Here is a 24,108-nt window from a genome sequence, read left to right as displayed (position 1 = left end):
TAAGAATGAAGTTAACATTAAAAATAGCAGCAGCAATAATTCTATTGCTGCTGCTTTCTGTTTACGGGTATTTGCAATTTCGGGAATCCCGATCTTATCAACAGCAAGTGGCCAAAAATGCCAGTGTGGTTTATAAATTAAATGTGGATGGTTTATTGCAAACTATGGCTGCAGATTTCGCTGGAAATCCAGGTTACTATTTGAAAGATAATGAAAAAGGAAACGGTAGACCTGACTTTTCTTTACCGGCTAATATATTTGTTTATTCGCTGGAAACAATGGCCCCAACTACGCTATTTTCAAGCATAGCCTTATCTGATACGATTGGATTATACGCTTATTTAAAACAGGTTTTGAAGGTTAAAGATTTTACTTTTATCGCTTCAAAAGATATAATGAATGGTTCAAATGCGACAGGGAGGACTATTGGTACTTCCCGAGATCATAAGCTAACCGTTGTTTATGATGCAAAAGTACTGGCCATTGCTTATTCTTTCAAAAAAGAGTTAGTCGTAGAAGAGTTAAACAATCTTATTGATCATAAAAACAGAATGAACCCTGCAGCTCCGCTAATGCTTGCTTTGAAAAAAGCAAAAGGGCATTTGAGTTGGACAGCTGTAGGATATAGTGGTCAGGTTAATTTCAAAGATGGAGAAGCTGAAATGGAAGGAAGCTTTCCAACGGAATATTTTGACATTCCTGATCATCCTAGAGTATCTGTTAAATTTGCCAATAATGCTTTAATAAAGATCTGGTTAAATGGAGGGTTTAAAAAGTTACAACTGTCTAAACCGGCTGTTTCTAAGCCTGAAGCAAAGCTTAAGGCGTTGGAAATGTTGAACTTAATTTCCTTAAATGGAATCCAGCTGTCATCAGATAGTTTGTTGAAATCATACCTAGGTTTCGCAGCTTTTGAAATGGGGCCAGGCATTACGCAAACTGATTCAGTCATTGCTTATGAATATAATGACGATTTTGAAAAAATAGCCAAGGTTCAATTGCGAAAAGTAACAGTACCCTATTTAAAGTTAAGTATTGCAGCTAAGGCTGGAGATTTGCTGAATTATCTAAGTACGAATCAGGTCATCAGTAATCCGCATAAAATAAGCGGGGAGGGTGAGGACAATGAAAACAGATTAAATAAAGAGCTATTTCCTTTATATCAAGTTTTTAGTAGCCACAATAATAACGTATGGCAGTTGAGTACACAAAAAAATGACGCTATAAAATTCGTATCATTGCCAAATTCAAATTTCTTTTCCGCATCATTGGATTTAAATGGCATTAAAAAACAACAATTATTCCCATTACTAAATAACTGGCTTAAGCCTTTTACTCATCTGCGAATTGAGGCAGCTAAGTTAGACAGTGGAGCGGCTAAATTAAGTGGAAAGTTGAAATTTCAAGAACAAGATGTCAATGCTTTTTTCCAAATGTTACGCTAGTCATTTTCATATAATTTGATCTGCGGCATGCAGACAGAAAAAAATCGGTTCTTAATTGAGGTTAAAGCCGGTTTTTTAGTATTTGACAAATTAATGATGAGATTATCAAGACAACTATTTACATTTGCTTAACAGTGTTAAATTATTTACACTATTATATTTTCTAAACATGGGCAGTAAAGAACGCATACAACGATTAAAAGAGGACACAAGACTCAATATATTGGATGCTGCACTCGAAATCGTTAAAGAAGATGGTTGGCAGTCGCTCAGCATGAGAAAGATTGCTGATAAAATTGAATATACCGCACCCATTATCTATGAGTATTTTGCTAATAAAGAAGGGATCTTACTGGAATTAACCAGAAAAGGATATGTGATTCTTTTACAGGAATTGAAAGCAGCAAAGAATCAGCATGAATTGCCACAAGACCAATTAGAGGGGATGTGGATGGCTTATTGGAATTTTGCCTTTAAATATAAAGAGCTGTACCAGTTGATGTATGGTGTAGACATGAGTTGCTGTGAGATAATGAAAGCGTTTCCTGAAGCAGAAGCGACTACAAATATTATTTGTGATACAATAAAGGAACTCATGATTGCTGATCCTATAGATGATGATTTGGTTTGTAGGAAGTATTTCACCTTTTGGTCTGTAGTACATGGTTTGATTTCTATCAATTTCGTTCGTAAGGGAACGGATAATACCACAAATCAACACATCCTTAGAGACGCCCTCAAAGGAATTATAAAATATGTTAACGATTAAAATCTCGGTTTAAAACTTAGTCATTAAATTACGAAAACACTGAAATTCCTTCTTTTCAACACGATATAAAAGATGATTGGTGACAAGGAAAAATTAATGTTTATTATAAAAGCATAGTCAATACCACATTAGCACAATAAAAAGCACATAAAACAAAATCAACATTGAACAATTCGGGTTTTAATTTAATCCGTTTTTTTATCTAAAGTTACTTAACACTGTTAAATCACTTATACCTGTTATTTGCCCCCAAAAGGCGAGAAATGGAGTAATTGAAGCCTTTATTTTTTCATTTAACAGCGTTAAATAATTTATACTCATTAACAACCCTTTAATCAAATAGATATGAAGCATTTACCAAATATCCGAAACTACTTAACGCTGTTAAATTACTTACGTCTGTTATTCAGAATCTAAATTAAATCCATCATGAAATATAACCCTCCGTCCATTAACAACTCAGCAATCAGCAATTGGTTGCCAATTAAAAAACTTTTTAACAACATTATGAAATCTATACTTTTACTCTCAACAGCGGTATTTTTATTCGGATGTAGTGCTGAACCTGCCACAGAAATTGCAGCTCCGGCACCATCATTACCAGTGATCTCTATTAGTCAATCTGCGGAAACGACTTACTCCGAATACCCTGCATCATTACAAGGTGCAGTAGACCTTGAAATCCGTCCTCAAGTTGGAGGTGCATTAGAACAGATTTATGTAAATGAAGGAGCGTTGGTTCATGCCGGACAACCTTTATTTAAAATCAATGCGCTTCCTTTTTTAGAACAGTTAAATAATGCCAAAGCAAATCAGCGTGCTGCAGAAGCAGCAGTGCTAAATGCACAGTTGGAAGTTGACAAGCTAATTCCTTTGGTACAAAATAAAGTAGTCTCTGATTTTCAATTGAAAACAGCTAAGACGGCTCATCAAATTGCGCTGGCAAATGTGGCACAAGCAAAAGCCAGTGTGGGAACAGCGCAGATTAACATGGGATACACGCTGATTAAAGCCCCTGTGAGTGGTTACATTGGACGTTTACCAAAAAAACAGGGTAGCTTAGTTTCGCCAGCGGATCCTTTGCCCTTGACCAATTTGTCTGATGTGCATGAAATACGTGTTTACTTTTCTTTAGGGGAGGCTGATTTTATCAACTTTAAAGCGAAGTATCCATCCGCTGCTGCTGCTGGAAACCTTAAAAACTTAGCTCCGGTATCTTTGATTTTATCGGATAACAGCGTATATGCACAGCAAGGTAAAATTGATATGATTGACGGGCAGTTTGATAAAAACACGGGTTCCATTACACTTAGAGCAAGCTTTCCAAATTCCGCCGGATTATTGAGGTCTGGGAATACCGGAAAAGTAAGGCTGAGCCTGGAGCATAATGATGCGATGTTGGTTCCACAATCTGCTACAGTAGAAGTACAGGATAAAGTATTTGTATATACAGTAGATCAGCATAATAAAGTAGCCAAACAGCCGATTAAAGTAATCGGAACCAGTGGCACAAACTACCTCATTAAAGATGGATTAAAATCGGGCGATCGCATTGTTTCTAAAGGATTTGAAATCCTGAAAGATGGAGATGCCATTGTTCCGGAAGCATCCACTGAAAAAACTCCAAAAATTGCCGCTAACTAATAACAGTCATGTTTAAGATATTCATACAAAGACCGGTCCTGGCCACAGTAATCTCTATTCTATTAGTGATTTTCGGGCTACTTGGACTTTCAAAATTACCATTGCAACAGTTTCCTGATATCGCACCACCTGCAGTTCAGGTAACTGCGCTATACCCTGGGGCAAATGCGGAAACGGTGTTGAGGGCTGTAGCACCATCACTGGAAGAGTCTATTAACGGGGTGGAAGGCATGAGTTACATGAGTTCTACCGCGAGTAACGATGGCTCATTAGTAATCACAGTTTACTTTAAGCTGGGAACAGATCCTGATCAGGCCGCTGTAAATGTACAGAACAGGGTAGCACAGGCCACTAGTCAACTGCCTGCAGAGGTAGTTCAGGCAGGCGTTTCAACTGCAAAACAGCAGAATAGTTTGATTATGGTGCTCGATATGTATACGGATAATGAAACCGAATACGATCAGACTTTCCTGGCCAATTACGCGCAGATCAACCTGATTCCAGAGATCAAAAGGATCCCTGGTGTAGGTTCTGCCAGTATTTTCGGTGGAAACAAAGATTATTCGATGCGTATCTGGCTGAATCCTTCGCAAATGGCGAGTTACAACCTGATGCCTAATGAAGTGATGGCTGCCATCCAAAATAAAAACGTAGAAGCTGCTCCAGGAAAATTTGGAGAAAGCAGCAAAAATGCTTTTGAATACGTTATTAAGTATAAAGGTAAGTTGAATCAGCCAAAAGATTATGAGAACATGGTGATCCGTTCAAATGCGGACGGTTCGATTTTGAGGCTGAAAGACGTAGCAAGGGTTGAATTCGGCGCTTATACTTATGGAAGTTTAACACGTATCAATGGTAAACCGGGAATTGATGTTGGTATTTTACAATTGGCAGGTTCTAATGCCAATGAAATTCAGATCAAGATTCAGGATTTCATGAAAAAAGCGGAAAAGGATTTTCCAAAAGGAGTAAAATATGATGTATTGTATAGTACCAAAGTATCTTTAGACCAGTCCATTGATCAGGTAAAACATACTTTGATTGAAGCTTTTATATTGGTATTTATCGTAGTATTTATCTTCCTTCAGGATTTCCGTTCGACATTGATCCCTGCTATTGCGGTTCCGGTCGCGATTATAGGAACATTTTTCTTTATGCAGTTGTTTGGTTTCTCGATCAATTTGCTGACTCTATTTGCATTAGTCCTAGCCATTGGTATTGTTGTGGATGATGCTATTGTAGTAGTGGAGGCAGTGCATGCGAAGATGGAGCAACAGCATTTGCCCCCAAAAGAAGCAACTGCCTCAGCGATGCAAGAAATTACAGGTGCCATCATTTCAATTACTTTGGTAATGTCGGCCGTATTTTTACCGGTAGGTTTCATGGAAGGCTCTACAGGGGTCTTTTATAGACAGTTTGCTTTTACTCTTGCCATTGCCATTGTCATTTCAGCAGTAAATGCCCTGACTTTAAGTCCAGCTTTGTGTGCTTTATTTTTAAAAGATAATCATTCAAACAAGATGGAAGTACCTAAGAGAACATTTTCAGAGCGTTTCTTTTTGGGCTTCAATACGGGGTTTAATAGCTTGACTAGTAAATATATTGGTAGCCTTAGATTCCTGATTCGCTTTAAGTGGATTGGTTTAGTTGGGCTTTTGTTGATCACGCTTTCTACCGTGTGGATGGTAAAGAAAACGCCAACAGGATTTATACCTTCGGAAGATCAGGGATTTATTGCGATAGCTTTATCAATGCCGGCTGGTGCTTCTCTAGAACGTACTACAGAAGCACTTAAATCTGCAGAAAAAATATTAATGCCATTAGAATCTAACCGGTTGCTAAATGTGCTTTCTGGTTTCAACATTATGACGCAAAGTACCAGCCCTTCTGCAGGCGTAGCCTTTGTATTGCTAAAACCAACAGAAGAACGTGGGAAGTTGAAAAACATCAATGATATCATGAATGATATCAGGACGAAACTAGCCAGCGTGAAAGGCGCCAGCTTCTTTGTCTTTACTTTTCCAACGGTTCCTGGTTTCAGCAATGTAGACGGATTGGACTTGGTATTACAGGATAAAACTGGTGGTAAACTGGATAAATTCAGCGGAATCGGCTATAATTTTATCGGAGAGTTGATGAAACGTAAGGAGATTGCAGTAGCCTTTACCACCTTTAAAGCGGATTATCCACAGTTAGAATTGAAAATTGATGAGGAGAAAGCAGAACAATTGGGTATTAATGTAAAAGACATCCTGCAAACGATGCAGGCTTATTTTGGTAGTGCGCAAGCCTCCGATTTTAATCGCTTTGGTAAATATTATCGGGTAATGGTGCAGGCAGATATTGCAGATCGTGCGGATGCTTCAGCAATGGACGCAGTATATGTTAAAAATAAGCAAGGGGAGATGGTACCGATTAATACAGTGGCCACCTTATCCAGAGTATATGGCGCGGAAACTGCATCTCGATATAATTTGTTTAATTCAATTGGTGTAAATGCCATTGCCAAAACAGGTTATAGTTCTGGTGATGCGATTAAAGCAGTAGAAGAAGTGGCGAAAAAACACCTTCCTTCAGGCTATTCATTCGAGTTCTCGGGATTAACAAAAGAAGAAATTTCATCGGGTGGACAGTCGACAATCATCTTTATGCTCTGTCTGATCTTTGTTTACTTTTTGTTAGCCGCACAATATGAGAGTTACATCTTACCTTTAGCAGTAGTGCTTTCTATACCAGCAGGTGTATTCGGAGTATTCGTAGCCATCGGTCTTACTGGAATTGAAAACAACATTTACGTTCAGGTAGCCCTGGTCATGTTGATTGGTTTACTGGCGAAGAACGCGATTCTGATTGTAGAATACGCTGTTCAACGTAGAAAAGCTGGAAAAACCTTGGTTTCCTCGGCTTTAGAGGCAGCTAAGTTACGTTTGCGTCCAATCATTATGACTTCACTGGCCTTTATCGTAGGATTGATTCCGATGATGAGTGCTACCGGTCCATCTGCAATGGGTAACCATTCGATCAGTATCGGCGCTGCCGGAGGAATGGTCTCTGGGGTAGTATTAGGCCTATTCATCATTCCGGTATTGTTTGTCATCTTCCAGTACTTACAGGAAAAAGTAAGTGGAAAACCTCCATTGGCAGAAGAAATAAAGAATGGTGTAAGTATTAAGCCAGATGCAACCATCATTTATTCTTAAGCTATTCTTACCATCACCAGCTTAACGCTTCAATTGAAGCGTTAAGCTGTAAAAGACAAATCAAAATGAAAACACCAATATATAAACTAACAGCACTGATACTTCTGGTATTTCTGGGAGGCTGTAAAGTTTCAAAAGACATCGTTGTACCTACGGCAAGTATTCCTGAATCTTTTAGGAATGTCGATATAGATAATGAAAATAGTATTGCTAAACTATCTGTAAAACAGTTTTTTACGGATGCTACCTTAGGTAGGCTTCTTGATACCGCTTTGTTGAGAAATTACGATTTGCAAATTGCGATGAAAAATATAGATGCTGCTCAATTGTTGTTTAGACAATCAAAATTGGGGAATTTACCTCAATTAAATTTAAACATCACTGCAAATAGTAGCAGACCTTCAGACAATAGTTTAAACGGTCTTAGTGCCGGTCAGTTTTTGAACACCAGACATATCGAAGATTACAATGCAAATCTGGGACTCAGCTGGGAAGCAGATATCTGGGGAAAGATTGGAAGTCAGAAAAAAGCAGCATTAGCTACTTATTTACAAAGTGCCGAAGCAAGGAAGGCAGTTCAAATGCGTCTGATTGCCAGTGTGGCCCAAGGATACTATAGGTTATTGATGCTGGATACACAGATGTCTGTCGCCAAAAGGAATTTAGCCTTAAATGACAGCACGCTAACGATGATAAAAATGCAGTTTGATGCCGGACAAGTAAGTTCTTTGGCCATTCAGCAAGCAGAAGCACAGCAATTAGTCGCTGCGCAATTGATTCCTGCTTTGCAGCAGGATATTAGTATTCAGGAAAATGCGTTGAGTATTTTAGCTGGACAGCTTCCTGCGGCAGTTATTCGCCAGGGAAGTTTGGATGAAGTTGCTTTTCCAGCACAATTGTCGGCCGGAATACCTTCCGCTTTATTGGCACAAAGGCCGGATGTACGATCTGCAGAGCTTGCGTTGGATTTGGCGAATGCACAGGTCGGCATAGCCAAAGCAAGCATGTACCCTAGCTTGAACATTACGGCAACAGCCGGATTAAATGCTTTTAAGGCTAGTAATTGGTTCAATGTGCCCGCTTCATTGTTCGGAATGGTTGCTGGTGGAATAACTCAGCCGCTATTTCAGCGTAAGCAGTTGAAGACTCAATTTGAAGTGGCAAAGATAGAAAGGGAAAAAGCCGTATTACAATTCCGACAATCGGTATTAAATGCTGTAGGAGAAGTTTCTGATGAACTTTCAAATATCGAAAAGCTTAAACAACAGCATGCGATTGCCCAACGTAGGGTAAACACGTTAAAAGATGCAGTTAAAAATGCAGGTTTGCTATTTAATAATGGAATGGCAACTTACCTGGAGGTCATTACTGCTCAAAGTAATGCTTTACAAAGTGAGTTGGCACTGGCCAGCATAAAAACTGCCGAACTACATGCTACAGTGGCACTTTACCGTGCACTGGGGGCTGGGTTTTAAGCAATGAAATTGATGAGTATGTAATTTTTATAGCCTCTCATGATAAAATTAATGTTTTAATTATTTAACATTGGCCCTTATTCTGATCTTTTATAAAGGCTATGTTTTCTAACAGACCCGCAGGGTTTACCGAACAAGAATTGCTGGAAGAAGTTGCAGGGGGCAACGAATCCGCGTTTAAACTGCTATATGAAAAGTATGCAGGAAAGGTGTATACCATGGGCATGAAATATCTTAAATCCCCATTTTTGGCCCAGGATGCTGTCCAGGAAGTTTTTGTGAAGGTTTGGAAAAACCGAAAGCAACTGACTAGCCTGAACAGCTTTCCTGCATGGCTAACCATTATTACAAGAAATCAATTGATCAATGACCTTCAGCGTCAGATCCCCATGGATTCTCTTGAAGCCCTTCATCCGGATGCGCTAGACCATCCGCGGGTCAGCATTAGTCATGACGTTGATTTTCGTGAACTGGAAAAAGTCATTAAAATTGGTATTGATCACTTTTCTCCCCGTCAGCAGCAAATTTATAGATTGAGCAGGGAAGAGGGCTTGAGTCATAAACAAATTGCTGCTCAACTCAATATCTCTTACGATATGGTGAGAGAACACATGAGCAATGCTCTCAAAAATCTCCGTAAATTTCTTGAAAATCATTATACCCATTTGCTGCTTCTGTGGTTGTTTTCAAGATATAATTAAAAAAAATAAAGAGTACCCCCCCACAACATTTCATTTTCACTGTCTATATTATTGTAATGACACCAGAAACATTTAAATCACTTTTAACAGGTTATCGTTTGGGCACTTTAAGTCCAGAAGAGCAGCAGCAGCTACAGGCTTTGTTGCATGATCCAGCCTATCGTGAACAACTGGAGAATCTATTTACGGAAGACTTGTCCGCTCCGGATTTTCCAGTTACTACCGGAAAAGAAACGCTGGATATGGTGTTTGAACAGGTTAAATTACAAACTGAGGAAATTAAGATTGTCTCTTTCCGGCCAATGCGCTGGGCAGTAGCAGCAGCAGTAGTACTGGCAGTGGGAATTGGCGGTTATTACCTGAGTTCCATGCCTGGATCACCGCAAGGCGATGCCATCAGCAGTGTTGCCGAAAAGGGAGAAAATATTCTTCCTGGTGGCAATAAAGCGATGCTCACCTTGTCTGATGGTTCCAAAATTGCACTAGATGATATGGCCAATGGCGAGATTGCTAAAGAGTCAGGTGTGAAGATTACAAAAACTGCAGATGGCAGAATATTATATAGTGTGCGGAAAGGTTTATCTCACGTAAAGCCGTCCTATAACACCATTTCTACTCCTAAAGGCGGACAATATCAGATTGCTCTGCCGGATGGAACCATCGTCTGGTTGAATGCTGCTTCTTCTTTGAAGTATCCTTCTTCCTTTACTGGAAAAGATAGGTTGGTTACTTTAACTGGTGAAGCATATTTTGAAGTGGCCAAAGATAAAAAAAGGCCTTTTCGAGTAGAAACAGTACAGCAGGAGGTGGAAGTTTTAGGTACACACTTTAATATCAACGCTTATGATGACGAAGAAGTGGTTAAAACGACCCTAATTGAAGGTAGCGTAAAGGTGAAACTGCCTTCTAATCAATCAACAGTACTTAAACCTGGGGAACAATCTTCAGTCTTAAATGATATTAAAGTATATCCGGTGGATGCAAATTCCGCCATAGACTGGAAGCAAGGGTTGTTCTGGTTTAATGATGAAAGTATATACAGTATTATGCGTCAGTTTTCGAGATGGTATAATATTGATGTAGAATATAGGGGGAATGTAAGCAATATCCGTTTCGGCGGACAGGTTTCCCGGATGAAGAATTTATCACAGGTACTACGCATTATGGAACTTACAAAGTCCGTTCAATTTAAAGTGGAAGGTAATAAGATCATTGTAATGCCGTATGTGATCTCAATCCAAAACCAGACAAAATAAACAATTAATGACAACAACAGAATTAACAACCGACCGCTGTTTATCTATCGACCTCGCTAGTAAGTTTAAGCATTTATGGCATTTAGTAGGTAATACGCCAATGCTAGAGCTGCATTATCAATACAAAGGTAAACCGGGTAAAATCTATGTGAAATGTGAACATTATAACCTGACTGGAAGTATCAAGGATAGAATGGCACTTAATATTATGTATGAAGCGTATAATTCTTGTGCAATTAAACCAGGCGATACGATTATCGAGGCCACTAGTGGCAATACAGGAATTGCATTTGCAGCCATAGGCCGTGCTTTAGGTCATCCGGTAAAAATTATAATGCCGAACTGGTTGAGTAAAGAACGCATTGATATCATTAAGAGTATGGGGGCAGAGGTTGTTTTAGTAAGTAAAGAAGAAGGTGGGTTTCTAGGAAGCATTAAGATGTGCGAAGAACTAGCTAAAAAGGGTGATGTATTTCTACCAAGACAGTTTGAGAACCGTTACAACGAAGAAGCACATGAGAAAACAACTGGAATGGAAATCTGGGAACAATTAAAATCGAGCGGATTAATACCGGATGCCTTTGTTGCTGGAGTAGGAACAGGTGGTACTGTTATGGGCGTTGGTAAGTGTCTGAAAGGAAAACAACCTGCGATTAAAATTCATCCATTGGAGCCAGCCGAAAGTCCAACTTTAACTACCGGATATAAGGTTGGAAGCCATAGGATTCAAGGTATTTCTGATGAATTTATTCCAGAAATAGTTCGTTTAAACGAGTTAGATGAGGTGATTCAAGCAAATGATGGAGATTCTATTATTATGGCGCAAAAGTTGGCTAAAGAACTTGGGCTTGCAGTTGGAATTTCTTCAGGAGCCAATGTGATTGGTGCAATTAAACTGAAAGAGAAGATGGGTGATAGTGCTGTGGTAGTGACTTTACTTTGTGATAGTAACAAAAAATACCTGAGTACAGATCTGGTTAAGGAAGAACCAATTCAATCATCTTTTATATCTACAGCTGTTGAATTTACTGGATACCACCCAATATGTCGCCTTTAAATAACTTTAAGTTAAAAAAATAACCACTGTATGTCTATAAATATATAAGTTCGTACCACACATAAAAACAATAATATGAAAAATCTATTTTTATTTGCAGCTGCCTTACTTTTCAGTATGACCGCGAGCAGTCAGATTCTAAAGCCAGTAAAATGGAGTTATGCCGCAAAAAAAACTTCTAAGACAGAAGCTATTTTATATATAAAGGCAACAATTGATGAAGGTTGGCACCTCTATTCTCAAAATATACCTGATGGTGGCCCGGTAAAAACCTCTTTTACCTTTACACCGGCAAGTACTTATAAGCTAAACGGAAAAACCACTGAACCAAAACCGATCGTTAAATTTGAGAAAGCCTTTGATATGAATGTTGGCTATTTTGAGAATTCAGCGATTTTTCAACAAAAAATCAAGTTAACAGGAGCAAATGCAACGGTTAAAGGAACTTTAGAATATATGGTTTGTGATGATTCACAATGTCTTCCTCCAGAAACTGTTCAGTTTTCGATTCCAGTAAAATAAGCTAAATATGATGATTAAATTTGATCAGACAAGCATTAAAATGCTTGTCATGGGACTCTTATTGCTTTTTTGTTCGGTAACTGTAGCATTTTCACAGGAAACTGACAGTACAATGGAGGGCTTGGAATTTACAGAAATTAAAGCCGATACTGCGATAAAAGATAGTGTTACGGCAACGATTGTTGCGGTAAGTAAGGACAATAATGCAGGAGCAACAGCGAAACTGGTTGCTCCTGAAAAAGAAGAACAAGGGCTGACTGGGATATTTATCGCTGGTTTTATTGGTGGATTAGCGGCCTTGCTGATGCCTTGTATTTTTCCTATGCTGCCTTTAACAGTTAGTTTTTTTACGAAAGGGAGTCAAACTAAAGGTAAAGCGGTAAGCCGTGCACTATTTTATGGCCTGTCTATCATCGTTATTTATGTGGTACTGGGCTTGTTGGTAACGGTCATATTTGGTGCCGATGCCCTGAACAGTTTATCAACCAACGGTATCTTCAATTTCTTGTTTTTTATCTTACTATTGATTTTCGCGGTCTCCTTTTTAGGCGCATTTGAAATTACCCTGCCATCTTCATGGGTAAATAAAATGGATGCGAATTCTGATAAAGGTGGCTTGGCTGGCTTGTTCTTTATGGCCGGGACATTAGCACTGGTTTCTTTTTCATGTACAGGGCCGATTATCGGAACTTTACTGGTTCAGGCGGCTACAAGTGGTGCTTTACTAGGACCGGCGATTGGGATGTTTGGCTTCTCTTTCGCCTTGGCAATTCCTTTTGCCTTATTTGCTTTGTTTCCGTCCTGGTTGAGCGCTTTACCTAAATCGGGTGGTTGGTTAAACAGTGTTAAAGTAGTGCTTGGCTTTCTGGAATTGGCTCTAGCCATGAAATTCCTTAGCAACGTAGATCTGGCTTATCACTGGAACTGGTTTGATCGGGAAGTATTCCTGGTCCTCTGGATCGTCATCTTCGGATTAATGGGCTTATACCTTTTAGGGAAACTTAAATTTTCTCATGATAGCCCGGTTAATTTCATTTCAGTTCCGCGGTTAATGATCGCTGTAATTGTGCTTTCCTTTACTGTATACATGATTCCTGGTTTATGGGGTGCACCATTAAAATCGATTTCTGCATTCTTGCCTCCGCAAGCAAGCCAGGATTTTGATTTGTATACACCAACATTAACTGGTGGTAATACTACAGCATTAGTAAAACATGACGATGGGCCACATAAGTATGCAGATATATTTCATGCACCATTAAACCTAAATGTTTTCTTTGATTATGATGAAGGAATGGCTTATGCTAAAAAGGTGAATAAGCCGGTCATGATTGATTTTACAGGACATGCCTGTGTGAATTGCCGTAAGATGGAAGCCAATGTATGGCCAGATAAAAATGTTTACAGTGTCTTAAATAATGACTTCGTGATCATTCAGCTTTATGTAGATGATAAAACTGAATTGGCACAAGATGAAAAATTTACTTCAGCATTTAGCGGTAAGGCGGTAAATACAATAGGAAATAAATGGAGTGACTTTCAGGCCGCAAAATTCAATTCCAATTCACAGCCATATTATGTGCTTTTAGGACACGACGAAAAGTTGCTGGTGCAGCCTACAGGTGCAAATTATAATGCAGAGGAATACCTTAAATTCCTCAATAGTGGCTTAAGTATTTTCAATAAATAATTGAAATATTAGGTTAATAGTTAATAGTCTAAATGATGGCCTGTGGATGCAGGTCATCATTTTAGTTAAGCAACATTCATTTCGGCTGGTAAAAAAACTGTTAATCTCCGTTTCCTATGGCAGATCATCTTGTAAAAAAGATACTTTAGAAAAATATAAACCAATTACTAAGAATGAAACAATTAAGTTTGATTACACTGGTGCTGTTAGGTGCCGGAGTTCAGGGTTTTTCTCAACAGAAAAATCCTAAAAAAGGATCTATAGTCCCTCCAGGGAATCCAAATCCAGTAAACCGACCAGTTACAAATGGACCTAAGCCTTATACAGAGGTGATTACTGCAAAAGCAAAAACAGACAAAGGTTTGTTTAAAGTACATACCATAGAAGATCGTTATTTCTTCGAAATTCCAGATTCTTTAATGGATAGGGATATTTTAGTGGTCAATAGAATCAGTAAAGCTGCTGCTGGAAATCGTTCTCAGATGATGGGTTATGGTGGTGATCAGATTGGTGACAACGTGATTTCATTTCAGAAAGGCCCTGCAAACAAATTGTTTCTAAAGAGTATTTCTTATACTGAACGTTCTCAGGACACAACTGCACAAGGCTTATATAAGTCTGTCATGAACTCAAATTTACAGCCATTAGTGGCTTCTTTTGATATTAAAGCCCTAGCAAAGGATTCTGTGTCTGGTGCTAAGGGAGTAGTGATTGATGTAACCGAATACATGAATGGTGACAATGAGATTTTCTTCTTTGATCCAAACGTGAAAAAAGCCTTGAACTTAACCGGTTTAATGCCTGATAGAAGTTACATCAAAGAAATCAAAGCGTATCCGATGAATATTGAGATCCGTACTTTGAAAACCTATATGAAAACTGGTACATCCTTTCCAGGAATGTCCGGACCTCCAAGTGCTACGCCAGCAACTTATGAATTAAACAGTTCGATGGTATTGCTGCCGGAAAGCCAAATGAAAGCCAGGTATTTTGACCCTCGCGTAGGTTATTTTGCAACTGGATATGTAGATTTTGATGCCAATCCTCAAGGGGTAAAAAACCTTTCTTTGATTACAAGATGGAGATTAGAGCCAAAAACGGAAGATATTGAAAAATATAAAAGAGGAGAATTGGTAGAGCCTAAAAAGCAAATCGTTTACTATATTGATCCGGCCACACCAAAAAAATGGGTGCCTTATCTGATGCAAGGTGTGAACGATTGGCAGGCTGCTTTTGAAAAAGCAGGGTTTAAAAATGCGATTGTCGCTAAAGAAGCTCCTACAGATCCGTCTTGGAGCATTGAAGATGCGAGACACAACGTAATTGTTTACAAACCTTCGGATATTCCTAATGCTAGCGGACCACACGTTCATGATCCACGCACTGGCGAAATTCTGGAAACGCATGTCAATTGGTACCATAATGTTATGTTGATACTGAGAAACTGGTATCTGATTCAAGCCGGAGCTGTAGATCCTGAGGCTCGTAAGATGAAGTTTGATGATAAACTGATGGGTGAGCTGATCCGTTTTGTATCTTCTCATGAGATTGGACACACGCTTGGCTTACGTCATAATTTTGGTTCTTCTGCAACTGTACCTGTGGAAAACCTTAGAAATAAGCAGTGGGTAGAGAAAAACGGTCATACGCCATCTATTATGGATTATGCACGTTTCAACTATGTAGCTCAACCGGAAGACAACATCAGTTCCAAAGGGATTTTTCCAAGAATTGGTGATTATGACCTTTGGGCAATTGAATGGGGTTATAAATGGAAGCCTGAGTTTAAAGGTCCAGCAGAAGAACTTTCTGCTTCCAATAAAGAGATCATCAGCAGACTTAAAAACAAGCGTTTAGTTTTCGGTACGGAATCTGATCCTAATGATCCACGTAATCAGAATGAGGATTTGGGTGACAATGCGATGTTAGCTTCTGCTTATGGCATTAAAAACTTGAAGCGGATTCTTCCGAATCTGTTGAGTTGGAGCAAGGAGCCAAATGAAGGCTACCAGAATGCAAGAACACTTTATGGAGAATTAATTGGACAGTATGGCCGTTATATGGGGCATGTTACTAAAAATGTAGGTGGTATTTATACTACACCAAAAACAGTAGAAGAAGCTGGAGCGGTATATGTTGCAGTGCCTTATGCTACTCAGAAAGAAGCAATGACTTTCTTAAATACCCAGTTATTTAACAGTCCTACATGGTTAATCAATAAAGAATTAATAGAACGCACAGGATATAATGCTGTTGATGTTTTTCAGGGTGTTCAGAAAAGCACATTGAGCAGGTTGTTGAGTGCAGCTACTATTGGCAAATTGATCAACGCGGAGGTAATGAGTGGTGCCAAAGCCTATACCGCGGACCATCTTTTTGCCGACCTTAAAAGCGGTATCTGGTCTGAGTTATACAGCCATAAGCCAATTGATGTTTATAGAAGGAACCTTCAGAAAGCTTATGTAGATAACTTAAGTAAACTGATGGTGGCTCCTTCAGTGACTACTTCAGGAGGAGGTTTTCCAGGCATGAGAACAATGGATCCTACCAGTTCAGATGTATCCAGTATTGCACGTGCTAACATGGCGGCTTTAGCTAAAGACATCCGTATTGCCATTCCTACGGCTACAGGATTGAGTAAATACCATTTACAAGACCTTTTGGTGCGTGTAAATAATGTATTGAATCCAAAGTCTTAATTATTGGGGATGCCTATTTTTAACAGGCCATCCGGGATATTGCTAAAGCAGTATCCTGGATGGCCTGTTTTATTTTACCTGTTTTCGAATGCAGGTTTTAAATGTGTGCTAATCGCGATCCTGTTCCAGGCATTGATGGTGACAATAGCCATGATGATCTCTGACAATTGTATTGCTGTGAATAAGCCTGCCACACGCTCATATGTTTCCTCAGAAACACCTGAGCTGATTAAAGTAACTTCTTCTGTTAAAGTGAGTATGGCCATCTCTTCTTCAGTAAAGAATGAAGTTTCTCTCCAGGCACTTAAAGTATAAATTCTTTGTGGGCTTTCTCCATTCTTTAGCGCATCTTTGATGTGCATATCTAAACAAAAAGCACAGCCATTGATCTGTGAAGTACGAATTTTGATCAGCTCTTTATGGCTTTTGCTAATGGAAGTAGTTGCTAAAAAACCTTCTAATGCAAACATTGCCTGATAAGCTTTAGGATTGATTTCTTGAATATTGATACGGTCTTTCATGTATGTATATTTATTTTCTGAATCAAAATTGCAAAATAGAAAGCCTAAAAAACTTAATCTGGTTTAAGAAATGTGTCGATCTTTCTTTGCCCGGATCTTGCTTAAAAACTCGGGCGTAAAGCCAAGGAAGGAGGCTAGCATATATTGTGGGATGCGTTGCACGAAATCTGGAAAAGATTTGCTAAAATGGAGATAATGCGCTTCTCTGGATAAGTTATGGTTGTATCTGGCAAGGTATTGACTTGCGGCAAAAGCGCGTTTAAAAATTAGCCTGAAATATCGCTCTAACTTTGGTACCTCTTTAAAAAGTGCTTCTTCAACGCTGCTTTCAAGTATTAGAATCGTGCTTTCTTCTACGGTCTGCAGGTAAAAATCCGAGGCTTTTTGAAGCGTAAAACTGGTATAATCACTGATCCACCAATTTTCAATTGCAAACTGAGTGGTTTGTTCTACACCTTTATCGTCAAAAAAATACATTCTTAAACAACCTTTGGCTACAAAATAATTGCCTTTGCAGATTTCTCCAGGTTTTAAAATCAAAGCCTTCTTCTTTAGCTGTAGTACCTTAACATGCTGAGCTATGGCTTGCTTTTCCGTTTCATTTAAGGGAATGTATTGTTGGATGTGGTGAAGAAGCTCAGTATGCATAAACCTTTTATAAGTATGCAAAGATAAGCATCCAGGTAGGATACTAAAGCAAAACTTCAGGTGATTTTACTTCACCTGAAGTTGATTATTCTGTTGTATATTAGATTTTTAATGGATTGTCGGATGGGTCCGTGTGAGGAGGGATGGCAATATCATTAGCGGCAAACATCGCTGCAACATGTGTGTTTAAATACCTTGACGTATAATATGGATCGCTTACATTGATAAACAAAACTGTTCCCCCTTCAATGGAGTCAATGACCTGATTGGCCAGTTCTGGTGCTACTGCAGGGCAGCCCTGGCTACGTCCTAATCTTCCAAGTGCATTGATGGTACCCTGGCTTACATAATCTGCTCCATGAACCACAATAGAACGTTTGCGGGCATTAGAGTTAAATCCCTCGTCCATTCCATCCAACCTCAAAGATTTGCCATGTTGTCCTCTATAAACTTCTGCGGTTAAATAGAAACCAATGCTACTCTGAAAGGAGTCATTTGTATTTGAAAAACGGGTAGCTTTGTCATTTCCACTGCGCTGTCCATGAGCAACCCAGGTATTGAGCAATAATTTTTTCTTATCGAGATCGATAATCCAGAGCCGTTTTTTGGTACTGTTCTGATCAAAATCTGCAATCGTTAAAATGTCTTTGTGTGCAGCAAGTTGTCCTGCCTTCTTAAGGTTATAAAAGCCTGTAACAGCTTTTTCAAATACAGATTCTGTTAATCCGCTTTCAGCAAGATGTGCTGATTGATATAACTCAGTAACATGCTTGTTGTAAATACTGTCTGTAGTCAATTTTACAACCGTAGTCGCCGAGGCTATTGGGGTACTTACCGATTCCCGGTTCACCAAGGTTAGGGCTAGAGATATAGTAATCAATCCCGCTCCACCAAAAAGGTATTTCATCATAGAATTGGGTTTTATTATTTAAGTTTGGTTCTCTCTATAAGCGTATCTTTTTTTTTACAAATGTATTGATTAGTTGATGTTTAGGTGAATATATTTTAATTTTTTCTTTTAAAATGACGGTCTGGCTACAAGTTACATGCTGACTAACGCTTAATTGACCTTGAATAAGATAAAAGGTTTAAATCATAACTTTTGTCTTATGTAGACGTATTTCGCGTAAGCCCAGGGCTATTTGGTGTAATAGATTAGGATCATTTCTAAATGTACAAGAAATTGTACGAAGAAAAGATAAAGTAATTCGTTATGGATGTAATATTAAATATCAGCCCTGTAGTATTATTGAGAATTCCGGCATTTTCAATGTGCGATGAATTAGTTGAAGTTTGGGAAGATTTAAAAGGTGCTATCTATCACTCATCCAGTGATTTTTATGAAAAAATAAAACATGTGCCTGCTGCTGGAATTAAAGATTTGGACAGCCGAACACAATATACCATCTGGAAATATTATAATCGCTCTAAATACCGGGGTACGCCATTCGGTAATTTTGCAGGCTTTGCTGTTGCTGGCTTAGGAGAAGTTGAAGAAAACGTGGTTTTCTCTAAAGAACAGTATTTACATCGTTTCAAGGACTGGTCAGGATATAAGTCAGTACAACTGCATGAAAACGAATTGAATGCCTCAGATCGCTTGTATTTATCAAATTCCAGCCATTATACTGTTGCTGATCATATTCGTTTTATTTCAATGGGAGATCAGGTATTTGAGCTCTCGGAGATTGCATATAGTGGATTTATCCAGGAACTACTGGTTCTATGTGCTGAAAAAGCAAGCTATTCCAGCATACTCGAATTTGCAGGCGCAAAGTCGGTCACCGAAGAAGTATTATTAGGCATCCTGAAAGCAATGGTTGAGGCCCAGCTGCTATTTACTGAGTTAAATGCGAACATTATTGGACCAGATTATTTCGGCCGTATTCAAAAGGAACCCCATCAGAATGAACAAGGTGATTATTTGATTGCGGAAAGGAAAATGATTTCCGGTAAGTTGTCCAAGTCGGTTTTTAAACATCTGCCGTCTTGCATAAATACCTTACTTTCTTTGAACCTATCAAAAGTAAATGAGGGACTTAAACGATTTGCAATAGACTTTCAGAAGCGATACGAGGGGCAGGAAGTTCCTTTACTAAAAATCCTTGATCCTGAACTAGGTCTTGGATATGGTCAGTTTACCTCAGCTGCCTATGAGAATGATTTAGCTCAGGAGCTGAGCAGTCATTCTGAACAGAGGGGGCCTGCCATGTTGCCCTGGATCGGCCTAAGCACTGAACTGCTGAAAGCGATTCTTAAGGAGAAGCCAGGAGTGCTGCAGTTGAAAGATCTCATGAAAACAAAACTGCAGGAAGCGGATTTAAAACCAGCGAATAGTTTTAGTATACTGGCAAGATTTGCTGGGGATCTCTTGGTGCTGGATAACGTTGGCGGATGTACGGCAAATGCATTATCTGGCCGCTTTACATTGGCTAGCGAAACACTTACCATACATTGTAAATCGATTGCCGCCGCGGAATCAAATGCTAATCCGGAAGTGATTTTCTTTGATCTCGCCTATATGGCTGAGGGCAGAGTCGATAATATCAACCGTAGAAAGCAAATCTATGAACATGAACTGCCCATTTTGAATTATTCCTGCAGTGAGCAGTTGATTGCTTTGCAGGATATATTGGTCACTGTCCAGAAGGGAGAAGTAATTCTTTTCTCTAAAAAGTATGGCAAAAGACTTATTCCACGGTTGGCTTCTGCTTATAATTATACAAGATCTGACCTTTCTGTATATCGGTTTTTGTGCGATCTTCAGCACCAGGGCATTCAATCTCAATTGTTATTTGATGTTCAGGAGCTATTGCCAGGATTAGATTATTATCCTAGAATTCAATATGAAAACCTGGTTTTATCTGCAGCAAAATGGAGGATAAAAGGAGTAGAGTTGAAAGGAAAAGATACGTTAGAGATATTGGATCAACTTGGAGTAAGTCGTTACTTCTCAGTTGGGGAAGGTGACCAGACTTTATGTTTTGATCGGACTAAGTCCGAAGATCTTTCTTTTTTTAAACAGTATGCAAATCAATATAACGATTTCGTTATAACTGAAGTTATTGTTTCAGATAGTCAGTTGTTTATGGATGATGATAAGAAGTGTTACTTCACTCAGGTTTTATTGGCAATCGGTCATCAGGAACAACTGTATCCTGGATATAGTTCCCATGCTGAAGCTGATGAATCGCAGATAGAAACTATCATTATGCCTGGGAAAGATTGGTTGTCATATGAAATTTATTGTCATCCCGACAGGTGTGAATTCCTATTGTCAACTCTTATTTCAGCATTCATTGCGGAGCATGCCGCTGCTTTTAAAACCTGGTTTTTTATCAGGTATAATGATCCTGGTCCGCACTTAAGGTTAAGGTTCCAATTGAAGGATCGGCAGACAGGTTATTTTTACATGACGAGGCTAATGGAGTTGCTTGCAGCAGACCTTCAGGAAGGCTTAATAAAAGATGTGCAATTGAAAACCTATTACCGGGAGATTGCGCGCTATGGTGTACAGCAAATGGGACTAACAGAATGCCATTTCGGGAGGGATAGTGAGTATGCCTTGGAGGTTATTGCACATCATCTGGATAGTTTTTCTATTTATGCAAATTGTATTGGACTGATGAAAGCTGCAATTGGCCTATTGTCTTTGGAAAAGAAAGCGGAGCTGACATTTATCAAGGGGATACAAAGATCATTCGAAAAAGAACATGAGCTAACGCGTGATGATTTCAAAATGGTAAATCGGGAATGGACAAATTTTAAAAGGCTGGTTCAATCCAATGACTCTGCGCTGGCTTTACATTTACAGGGACTCCAGCAGTCCTTCCTGGATACGCTCAGAGCTACAGCCGTAGAACAAAGGCCAGCATTGTTCTGCAGCTTATTTCACATGCACATCAACCGGCTTTTTTCTGAGCAGCAGAGGACGCATGAGCTGATCATTTATAGTTTTTTATATAAGCAGTTACAGATGGATCAGCAAAGGCTGGTAGTGGTTTAGCAAATTGTTAATTGTCCGATATCAGGTTGATTTCGAGCAATGCTCTAAATTGGTCATCTTGTTGAATTGTATGGAGTGAAGCCCGCTCTCCATATGTTGCTTTTAATCGTTTTTTCACGTTTTCCAGGCCAATATGATGGCTTGGCTGTGTTTGCTTTTTGCTGATGAGGTTATTCGTTTCAACCAGCAGTATGCCGGCATTGCACCTCAGCTTGAGGGAAGCAGGATAGGCCTCTTGCAATAAATCACCATGCTTAAACATATTTTCTACAAGTGTCATCACTAGTAAAGGGACGATTTCCAGTTCTGTGACTTCCTCATCATATTCCATGGTGATATAGAGATTCTGATGTGATTTAATCTTATGTAGTTTTATTAGATTTTCTACTTGTTCTAGTTCTCCAGCAAGTGGAGTATTGGAATGACTGACTTCTTCAATAGAGTACCTCATCATTTCCGACAAAGCTAATATGGCTTCGGCTGCCTCCGGTGTAGTTTTCCGTGTGCTGGTGTAAATGAAATTTAATGTGTTAAACAGAAAGTGCGGATTGATTTGTGCTTTCAGATGTGCGTGCTGGGATTTAATCAGATCAGCATAAATCCTTTGGTTCTCAATAATTACCAACAGCCGCTCTTTTTCCTTTTCTTCTACGAGTTTTCTTTCTTCAAAATAACGTAAGATGTAATAATAAGCACTAGAAAATAGGATGAAATAGATGACCCGATAAGACATTCCAATATAGGCATCCATGTTAAATGCAGGTGGACTCAGGAAAGTAATATACCCTTTTTCATGAAGGAAGTTTGAGAGGTTAAGTGTAATGGTGATATAGACAATCACCTCTATTGCAATGAATAAAGGGAGCCTCCAGAGTGCTTGTGCCGTCTTCATCTTTGCAGCAGGCATGACGAAATGTGCATGAAAATAAAACAGCAGAATATTAAAGATGTAAAAGAAGACGTAATTTCCTACAGGGGAGAATTGTTTTCTTATTAAGCCCATGATAACTACTTCGTAAAAAATAAAGATAGACCAGCCGATGAAATGGATCTTGTATTTACGTAGAAAGTTAATGAACTCGGTAGGGGTAAATTTCATTTTGTGTAATAAAAAAAGGCGTTAACGTAATACTTTTTTAAGGGCTATTGATCCTGGCTAATTTTCATAAAAAAACAAACATTATGAAAAAAGAAATCATCTCCTTCGACCTTAAAAAAAGTACATTATTTGTATTCAAATCTAAAAAGAGCAGATCAGGATTCACACCTACTGTTACCGCTACTGATCCCACGAATGGAACTGCAACTTCACATACCAGTTCTGTAATTACCTTCCCTGCTGGATAAATCTGCACTATACGATGAAATCTATTCGGAGATACTTCGGTTAGATTTCATCGTTTTTTCTGCCAGAAACATCAGAAATTGCTTTTTATAAGTTGTTCCCAAAGGAATCTCCATCTTATTACTCAATATAATCGTATTTCCTTCAACTTTCTGGATGTAATTTACCGCTACAATAAAAGAGCGCTGTACGCGTACAAAATTATTGATGTCCTGAAGTTTATATTCCAACTCCTTCATCGTTAGATAAGCCACATGTGTTTCTGAACAGGTGTGAATCTTTACATAATTGTTCAAGCCTTCGATCGTAATGATGTCCTTAATATTGATTTTTGTGTATTTCTGGATCTGATCAGTTTTGATAAAGAAAAAATCATCCACAGCGGTCGTATTTTTAATTGTATTTTCCAAACTGAGCAATCTCTTTATCATGAGCGCAAATTTACTCATGGAAATAGGCTTCAGTAAATATTCATTCGCCTGTACGCCAAAAGCTTCATAAGCATATTTGGAATGGCCGGTAGTAATGATTAGGTATTTTGTTTTCGCTCTGATGGCTACAGAAAGATCTAACCCTGATATACCTGGCATATCCATGTCCATAAAGACAATGTCAATATGATCATCTTCGGAAATATCCATTAATGCCTGTAATGGATCAGTAAAATACTTTAGCAGCTGTAGATTAGGCATAGCGTCAATATAATCTGCCAGGAGTTCTACAGCATGCTTCTCATCGTCAATAATGACACAGTTTAATTTCTTATCCATTGATCTCCTCCTATAATTCGAATACTTTTAATAAATCTAATCAAAAAAATATTCGCAACGTAAAAACTTCATTTGGCGTAATACTTTTTTTTGTTTCATGAAATTTATTAAGGATCTGTAAAGATAAATCAAATTTGGGGATAAAACTATATTTTAAGCGCTAGGGAGTGGTTTTTTAAGGTTTGGTAGGCTTTAGAACACGCAAAGGCAGTTTTAAAAAAGTATTAAAATCATTAACCACATATTTATGGGCATTCACCACGTAGAGACGGGTATTGGCGTAAAAGAATTCTTGAATCAAACTTCCTTGTTTACTTTTAGAACATCCCCCCTATAAAACAAGATTCCTGGTGCATGGAG

Annotated in this window: 18 protein-coding genes; 13 read left to right on the top strand and 5 right to left on the bottom strand. The window is 38.7% G+C overall.

Annotation, left to right across the window (positions count from 1 at the left end; translation table 11 throughout):
• The first annotated feature begins 5 nt into the window (after positions 1–5).
• The 11 genes from K7X70_RS08495 (at position 6) to K7X70_RS08445 (ending at position 16,458) form a co-directional block, all read left to right on the top strand.
• On the top strand, positions 6–1,445 hold the full coding sequence (locus tag K7X70_RS08495) for a hypothetical protein (protein WP_222536652.1): 1,440 nt from the start codon (positions 6–8) through the stop codon (positions 1,443–1,445).
• A 169-nt stretch (positions 1,446–1,614) separates the two neighbouring features.
• Entirely contained in the window at positions 1,615–2,214 is a 600-nt protein-coding gene (locus tag K7X70_RS08490; RefSeq protein ID WP_222536651.1) for a TetR/AcrR family transcriptional regulator, read from the top strand.
• Positions 2,215–2,721: 507 nt separating this feature from the next.
• Complete coding sequence (locus tag K7X70_RS08485; RefSeq protein ID WP_222536650.1) at positions 2,722–3,858, top strand: efflux RND transporter periplasmic adaptor subunit; 1,137 nt, start codon at positions 2,722–2,724, stop codon at positions 3,856–3,858.
• Between the two features lie 8 nt (positions 3,859–3,866).
• Positions 3,867–7,058, top strand: coding sequence for an efflux RND transporter permease subunit (locus K7X70_RS08480; protein ID WP_222536649.1), 3,192 nt, complete (start codon positions 3,867–3,869; stop codon positions 7,056–7,058).
• Positions 7,059–7,123: 65 nt separating this feature from the next.
• Complete coding sequence (locus tag K7X70_RS08475) at positions 7,124–8,533, top strand: TolC family protein (RefSeq protein WP_222536648.1); 1,410 nt, start codon at positions 7,124–7,126, stop codon at positions 8,531–8,533.
• Positions 8,534–8,634: 101 nt separating this feature from the next.
• Positions 8,635–9,234: an RNA polymerase sigma factor gene (locus K7X70_RS08470; RefSeq protein ID WP_222536647.1), complete on the top strand. Its 600-nt coding sequence runs from the start codon at positions 8,635–8,637 to the stop codon at positions 9,232–9,234.
• A 56-nt stretch (positions 9,235–9,290) separates the two neighbouring features.
• The gene (locus tag K7X70_RS08465; RefSeq protein ID WP_222536646.1) at positions 9,291–10,490 is read left to right on the top strand and encodes a FecR family protein; all 1,200 of its coding nucleotides are present in this window, start codon (positions 9,291–9,293) and stop codon (positions 10,488–10,490) included.
• Between the two features lie 7 nt (positions 10,491–10,497).
• Entirely contained in the window at positions 10,498–11,547 is a 1,050-nt protein-coding gene (locus K7X70_RS08460; RefSeq protein WP_222536645.1) for a PLP-dependent cysteine synthase family protein, read from the top strand.
• 75 nt (positions 11,548–11,622) lie between these two features.
• The gene (locus tag K7X70_RS08455; protein WP_222536644.1) at positions 11,623–12,069 is read left to right on the top strand and encodes a protein-disulfide reductase DsbD N-terminal domain-containing protein; all 447 of its coding nucleotides are present in this window, start codon (positions 11,623–11,625) and stop codon (positions 12,067–12,069) included.
• Positions 12,070–12,076: 7 nt separating this feature from the next.
• Positions 12,077–13,759, top strand: coding sequence for a protein-disulfide reductase DsbD family protein (locus K7X70_RS08450; RefSeq protein WP_222536643.1), 1,683 nt, complete (start codon positions 12,077–12,079; stop codon positions 13,757–13,759).
• 173 nt (positions 13,760–13,932) lie between these two features.
• Positions 13,933–16,458 (top strand): zinc-dependent metalloprotease, encoded by a 2,526-nt coding sequence (locus K7X70_RS08445; protein ID WP_222536642.1) that lies wholly within the window; start codon positions 13,933–13,935, stop codon positions 16,456–16,458.
• 74 nt (positions 16,459–16,532) lie between these two features.
• Here K7X70_RS08445 and K7X70_RS08440 read toward each other — a convergent pair whose 3' ends face one another.
• From K7X70_RS08440 to K7X70_RS08430, 3 genes are all read right to left on the bottom strand, one after another.
• A complete protein-coding gene (locus K7X70_RS08440) occupies positions 16,533–16,979 on the bottom strand; it encodes a carboxymuconolactone decarboxylase family protein (RefSeq protein WP_222536641.1) in 447 nt (148 codons plus the stop codon).
• A gap of 63 nt (positions 16,980–17,042) precedes the next feature.
• On the bottom strand, positions 17,043–17,627 hold the full coding sequence (locus K7X70_RS08435) for a Crp/Fnr family transcriptional regulator (protein WP_222536640.1): 585 nt from the start codon (positions 17,625–17,627) through the stop codon (positions 17,043–17,045).
• A gap of 100 nt (positions 17,628–17,727) precedes the next feature.
• Entirely contained in the window at positions 17,728–18,537 is an 810-nt protein-coding gene (locus K7X70_RS08430; RefSeq protein ID WP_222536639.1) for a murein L,D-transpeptidase catalytic domain family protein, read from the bottom strand.
• A 303-nt stretch (positions 18,538–18,840) separates the two neighbouring features.
• Between K7X70_RS08430 and K7X70_RS08425 the strand changes: the two genes are divergently transcribed.
• Entirely contained in the window at positions 18,841–21,633 is a 2,793-nt protein-coding gene (locus tag K7X70_RS08425) for a lantibiotic dehydratase (RefSeq protein ID WP_222536638.1), read from the top strand.
• Between the two features lie 7 nt (positions 21,634–21,640).
• Here the strand turns inward: K7X70_RS08425 and K7X70_RS08420 are convergent, their stop codons facing one another.
• Positions 21,641–22,732 (bottom strand): sensor histidine kinase, encoded by a 1,092-nt coding sequence (locus K7X70_RS08420; RefSeq protein WP_222536637.1) that lies wholly within the window; start codon positions 22,730–22,732, stop codon positions 21,641–21,643.
• An 83-nt stretch (positions 22,733–22,815) separates the two neighbouring features.
• Here K7X70_RS08420 and K7X70_RS08415 point away from each other — a divergent pair, with 83 nt between their 5' ends.
• On the top strand, positions 22,816–22,980 hold the full coding sequence (locus K7X70_RS08415) for a hypothetical protein (RefSeq protein ID WP_222536636.1): 165 nt from the start codon (positions 22,816–22,818) through the stop codon (positions 22,978–22,980).
• Between the two features lie 21 nt (positions 22,981–23,001).
• Here K7X70_RS08415 and K7X70_RS08410 read toward each other — a convergent pair whose 3' ends face one another.
• Complete coding sequence (locus tag K7X70_RS08410; RefSeq protein ID WP_222536635.1) at positions 23,002–23,748, bottom strand: LytR/AlgR family response regulator transcription factor; 747 nt, start codon at positions 23,746–23,748, stop codon at positions 23,002–23,004.
• Between the last annotated feature and the right edge of the window lie 360 nt (positions 23,749–24,108).

The sequence above is a fragment of the Pedobacter polysacchareus genome (assembly GCF_019802255.1).
GTDB classification, from domain to species: Bacteria; Bacteroidota; Bacteroidia; order Sphingobacteriales; family Sphingobacteriaceae; genus Pedobacter; species Pedobacter polysacchareus.
This window is presented reverse-complemented; position numbering and strand designations above follow the sequence as displayed.

Bases quoted from the DNA above. Each gene is read 5' to 3' on its own strand.
- K7X70_RS08495 (WP_222536652.1), top strand. From the start codon at position 6: ATGAAGTTAACATTAAAAATAGCAGCAGCAATAATTCTATTGCTGCTG.
- K7X70_RS08490 (WP_222536651.1), top strand. From the start codon at position 1,615: ATGGGCAGTAAAGAACGCATACAACGATTAAAAGAGGACACAAGACTC.
- K7X70_RS08485 (WP_222536650.1), top strand. From the start codon at position 2,722: ATGAAATCTATACTTTTACTCTCAACAGCGGTATTTTTATTCGGATGT.
- K7X70_RS08480 (WP_222536649.1), top strand. From the start codon at position 3,867: ATGTTTAAGATATTCATACAAAGACCGGTCCTGGCCACAGTAATCTCT.
- K7X70_RS08475 (WP_222536648.1), top strand. From the start codon at position 7,124: ATGAAAACACCAATATATAAACTAACAGCACTGATACTTCTGGTATTT.
- K7X70_RS08470 (WP_222536647.1), top strand. From the start codon at position 8,635: ATGTTTTCTAACAGACCCGCAGGGTTTACCGAACAAGAATTGCTGGAA.
- K7X70_RS08465 (WP_222536646.1), top strand. From the start codon at position 9,291: ATGACACCAGAAACATTTAAATCACTTTTAACAGGTTATCGTTTGGGC.
- K7X70_RS08460 (WP_222536645.1), top strand. From the start codon at position 10,498: ATGACAACAACAGAATTAACAACCGACCGCTGTTTATCTATCGACCTC.
- K7X70_RS08455 (WP_222536644.1), top strand. From the start codon at position 11,623: ATGAAAAATCTATTTTTATTTGCAGCTGCCTTACTTTTCAGTATGACC.
- K7X70_RS08450 (WP_222536643.1), top strand. From the start codon at position 12,077: ATGATGATTAAATTTGATCAGACAAGCATTAAAATGCTTGTCATGGGA.
- K7X70_RS08445 (WP_222536642.1), top strand. From the start codon at position 13,933: ATGAAACAATTAAGTTTGATTACACTGGTGCTGTTAGGTGCCGGAGTT.
- K7X70_RS08440 (WP_222536641.1), bottom strand. From the start codon at position 16,979: ATGAAAGACCGTATCAATATTCAAGAAATCAATCCTAAAGCTTATCAG.
- K7X70_RS08435 (WP_222536640.1), bottom strand. From the start codon at position 17,627: ATGCATACTGAGCTTCTTCACCACATCCAACAATACATTCCCTTAAAT.
- K7X70_RS08430 (WP_222536639.1), bottom strand. From the start codon at position 18,537: ATGATGAAATACCTTTTTGGTGGAGCGGGATTGATTACTATATCTCTA.
- K7X70_RS08425 (WP_222536638.1), top strand. From the start codon at position 18,841: ATGGATGTAATATTAAATATCAGCCCTGTAGTATTATTGAGAATTCCG.
- K7X70_RS08420 (WP_222536637.1), bottom strand. From the start codon at position 22,732: ATGAAATTTACCCCTACCGAGTTCATTAACTTTCTACGTAAATACAAG.
- K7X70_RS08415 (WP_222536636.1), top strand. From the start codon at position 22,816: ATGAAAAAAGAAATCATCTCCTTCGACCTTAAAAAAAGTACATTATTT.
- K7X70_RS08410 (WP_222536635.1), bottom strand. From the start codon at position 23,748: ATGGATAAGAAATTAAACTGTGTCATTATTGACGATGAGAAGCATGCT.